The organism is Amycolatopsis rhizosphaerae (genome assembly GCF_007713715.1).
Lineage (GTDB): Bacteria > Actinomycetota > Actinomycetes > Mycobacteriales > Pseudonocardiaceae > Amycolatopsis_E > Amycolatopsis_E rhizosphaerae.
Window position 1 is genome coordinate 1 of the sequence record NZ_VJWX01000585.1, and the last position, 4,193, is coordinate 4,193.

The window sequence follows — 4,193 nt, forward strand, 5'->3', positions numbered from 1 at the left end:
GCGATCTGGGAATCACTGCTGCTGCGCAACACCGAACCCGACCAGCTCATGCTCGATCTCGGCGCCGCGACCTCCAGCGAGACAGCCGATGTCGTGCTCAACAAATGGGTTGACGCCGCCGAGCGGGAAAAAGCGTCCCGATCCCGGTTCCGGCAGGCAATCCTACGACCCGACGAGGTCGCCAAGACCCTCGCCGAGGTCCGCCGCAGCCTCGGCGGCCCCGCCGACGCCGAGCGATTCACCCGCGACGCGCTATCCCTGCTCTCCGGCCAAATCAGCGATACCCCCGACGGATTCACCGTCCGCACCGAAACCCTCCCCCGCCCGCTGCTCGATCACCTTCCACCAACCAAGGGCACAACCGTGCGCTTCCACCGATCGCTGCCGGCCCCACCCGGAGAACCGCTGCTGACCCGCACTGATCCGACCGTCGAGGCGATCGCCCGCTACGTTCTCGACGCCGCCCTCGACCCGCTACTCCCCGACTCCGATCGCCCAGCCCGGCGTGCGGCCGTCATCCGCACCACCGCCGTCACGACGGTGACCACGCTGCTCGTGGTGCGCTTCCGCGTCGAACTCGCCATCCCCGGCTCACGCCGTACCATCACCCAGGTCGCCGAAGACGCACAGTTCCTCGCATTCACCGCGAGCGGCGGTGAAATCTCCTGGCTGGACAACGACACCGCCGATCGGCTGCTGGCCGTCGACCCCAGCGGCAACGTGCACGACGACCTCGCTCGCGCCCAGCTGCAGCGCGCGCTGGACCGCCTGCCCGGACTCGCTGAGCACCTGAACCGGCTTGGTGAGCAGATCGCCACAAACGCCGTGGAAACCCACCGGGCGGTACGTCGCACCAGCCGGGTCGCCAGGCGTGGGCTCGACGCCCGGCTGTTGCCGCCGCCCGACGTCCTCGGCGTCTACGTCTACCTCCCCGCACCCAGCACGCAGAACGGCCCTCGCTCGTGACCACCCTGTCCGCTTTCCGCTCCGCCCGCACCGTCGGCGCCGTCCTGCCCAGCGACGCGCTGGTCCGCGCCGTCGACCTACGGATGCCGGGCCAGAACGCCGAGGGCTACCAACTCACCCCCGGCATGACCGTCAACGCCGCAGTCGCGCGAGCTTGGGAGGCCTGTCTCGGTGCCCACCGCGCCTGGCATGCCGCACTCGACCGGCTCCCGCCCGGCGATCCGGCCATCGGACTCACCCGCGACAAATGGCTGCTCCCCCTGCTCTACGAGCTCGGCTTCGGCCGGCCCGAAAAACTCACCTCCGGCATCGAGCTACCGCCGGGGCTGGGCGAGACCGAACCGGCTCGCTTCCCGATCTCCCACCGTCTGGCCTGGCCGACCGGAGCCGTCGACCCCGCGGTCGGGGTGGCATTGCACCTGCTCGGCGCCGGGGTGGGCCTCGACACCAGTACCCCCAACGTCGCCGCCCGCGCGCCGCAGTCGACGCTGCAGAACTTCCTCAACCGCAGCCCCCGCTACCTGTGGGGCATCGTCACCAACGGCCGCACCCTGCGCGTGCTGCGCGACGCATCCAGCCTCACCCGCCAGTCCTACATCGAGTTCGACCTCGACGACATCTTCGACAACCAGCGCTACGCCGACTTCCGGCTCTTCTTCCTCACCGTCCACGCCAGCCGGTTCACCCCCATCGCCCCCGAAACACCGCCCACAGCCGCAGACACCGAAGAAGAACCGGAAACCGACTCTCCCGGCCTTTCCCCGGAGACATGCTGGCTTGAACGGTGGCGCGCCGTCGCCATCGTCGACGGCGCCCGGGCCCTGGCCACCCTGCGGGTGGGTGTCGCCCGTGCCCTCGAACACCTCGGCACCGGATTCGTCGCTCACCCGGCCAACACCGAACTCCGTGCCACGCTCGCGGCCGCCCGCGACGCGGACGCCGACCTGCATCGTGCGCTGCTCCACATCGCCTACCGGCTCATCGTGTTGTTCGTCGCCGAAGACCGCGACCTGCTCCACACCGGTAACACCAACACCGACGCCCAGGCGCACTACCGCGACTACTTCTCCACCGCCCGCCTGCGGCGGCTCGCCACCAGCCGTGCAGGCACCCGGCACACCGATCTGTGGGACGCCCACCTGATCGTCACCGACGGGCTCGCCGGTGACGGCCTCGACGCGCTCGCCCTGCCCGGGCTCGCCGCCTCGCTGTTCGCCCGCGACAGCCTCGGCGTGCTCGCCAGCACCAAGCTCCCGAACCGGAACCTCCTCGCCGCGGTCAAGGCGCTGGCCGAGATCGTCGACCCCGTCACCGGAGTCACCCGTCCCGTCGACTACCGAAACCTCGACAGCGAAGAGCTCGGCGGCGTCTATGAAGGGTTGCTTGCCTACAAACCCCGATACGACGCAGCCGCCCGCTCGTTCACCCTCGAAGAAACGAAAGGAAACGACCGCAAGAAATCCGGCTCCTACTACACTCCCTCCCAGCTCATCGCCCTCGTCCTTGAGGAAGCCCTCGACCCACTCATCGGCGAAGCCCTGCACGCCGCCGACCCCGAGGCCGCGCTCCTCGCACTCACCGTCGTCGATCCGGCGGTCGGCAGTGGGCACTTCGTCGTCGCCGCCGCCCGCCGCATCGCCGCCGCGCTCGCAACCGTCCGCACCGGCGACATCGAACCCGGCCCGCAAGCGCTCCGCACCGCCACAGCCGACGTCATCGCGCGCTGCGTCTACGGCGTCGACGTCAACGACCTCGCGATCGAAATCACCAAAGTCGCACTCTGGCTAGAGGCCTTCGACGGCTCTCGCCCCCTACCCTTCCTCGACGCCCACTTCAAAGTCGGCAACTCACTGCTGGGCACCACACCGAAACTGCTCGCCGACAACATCCCGGACACGGCGTTCGTCGCCCTCGAAGGGGACGACAAGCCCTGGACCAGCAAACTCAAGGCCCGCAACAAGGCCGAACGCAAACGCGGCGGCAAGCAACTCACCATGTTCGACACCGAGATCCTCGACGTCGAAACCACCGCGCTCGCCAAGAAGGCTCGCGAACTCGACAACCAGGCCGCCACGACCCTCGCCCAGGCCAGGAAACGGGCCGACGCTTGGCGACGCTTCGAAGCCGACCCCGACCTCGCCGCGCGCAGGCTCGCCGCCGACACCTGGTGCGCCGCCTTCGTGCAACCGAAGAGCCCCGACCACGGACCCGGCCTCACCCACGACACACTGCGCGAGATCGTCGAAACCCCCGACAGCGCCCCCGCAGGTGTCATCGCAACAGTTCGCGACCTGGCTCGCCAATATCGGTTCTTCCACTGGCACCTGGAATTCCCGACAATCTTCACGGTGCCCGAGCCCGGCACCGCCGACGTCGACCCGAACACCGGCTGGCAGGGCGGCTTCTCCTGCGTCATCGGCAACCCACCCTGGGAACGCGTGAAGATCCAGGACAAAGAGTTCTTCGCGGCCGCCGCCCGCGCCGACATCGCCGACGCGAAAACCGCCGCCATCCGCGCCACAATGATCGAGGCTCTGCGCGATGAGGACGGGGATCTGCACGACGCCTACCTCGACACGCTGCGGAAATCCAACCGTACCGCCCACCTGCTGCTCCGCAGCGGCCGCTACCCGCTCACCGGCCAGGGCGATGTCAACACCTACAGCGTGTTCGCGGAGACGTTCCGGACAATCGTCGCACCCACCGGCGCGGCCGGGATCATCACCCCCACCGGCCTCGCCACCGACAAGACCACCGCCCCGTTCTTCGCCGACACCCTTGACGCCAAACGACTCCTGGCGTTCTACGACTTCGAAAATGAAGCCAAGATCTTTCCAGAAGTACACCATTCGTATCGGTTCGCTGTTACCGCGATAAGCGGTGCCGATCGCTTGGCACTACGCACCCGGTTCGCGTTCCTGACCCGTCACCTCGCCGACGTACCTGACCGTCGCTTCGAACTGTCCCCCGACGAAGTTATGGCGATGAATCCGAACACCGGTACGCTGCCGATGTTTCGCACCCGCACCGACGCCGACATCACACTCGGCATCCACCGCCGTCACCCAGTCCTCATCCACGACTCAACGGTCGATGGCAACCCGTGGGGACTGTCATTCGGCACGCTCTTCCACATGGCCAACGACTCCGGGCTATTCCAGCAAGCACCCGACCTGGCCGGGGCGCACTTCAACGGCTGGTCCTACGAGGACAGCGAACGCGAGCAC

The 4,193-nt window shown here is 68.2% G+C and carries 1 protein-coding gene and 1 pseudogene; both read left to right on the plus strand.

Annotated features, from left to right (window positions below; genetic code table 11):
• Positions 1-966 (plus strand): annotated as a pseudogene (locus FNH05_RS38510) (helicase); the annotation flags it as partial.
• On the plus strand, positions 963-4,193 hold a 3,231-nt coding region (locus FNH05_RS33650), incomplete at its 3' end, for an Eco57I restriction-modification methylase domain-containing protein (protein ID WP_144592893.1). The pseudogene FNH05_RS38510 and the gene FNH05_RS33650, both read left to right, overlap by 4 nt.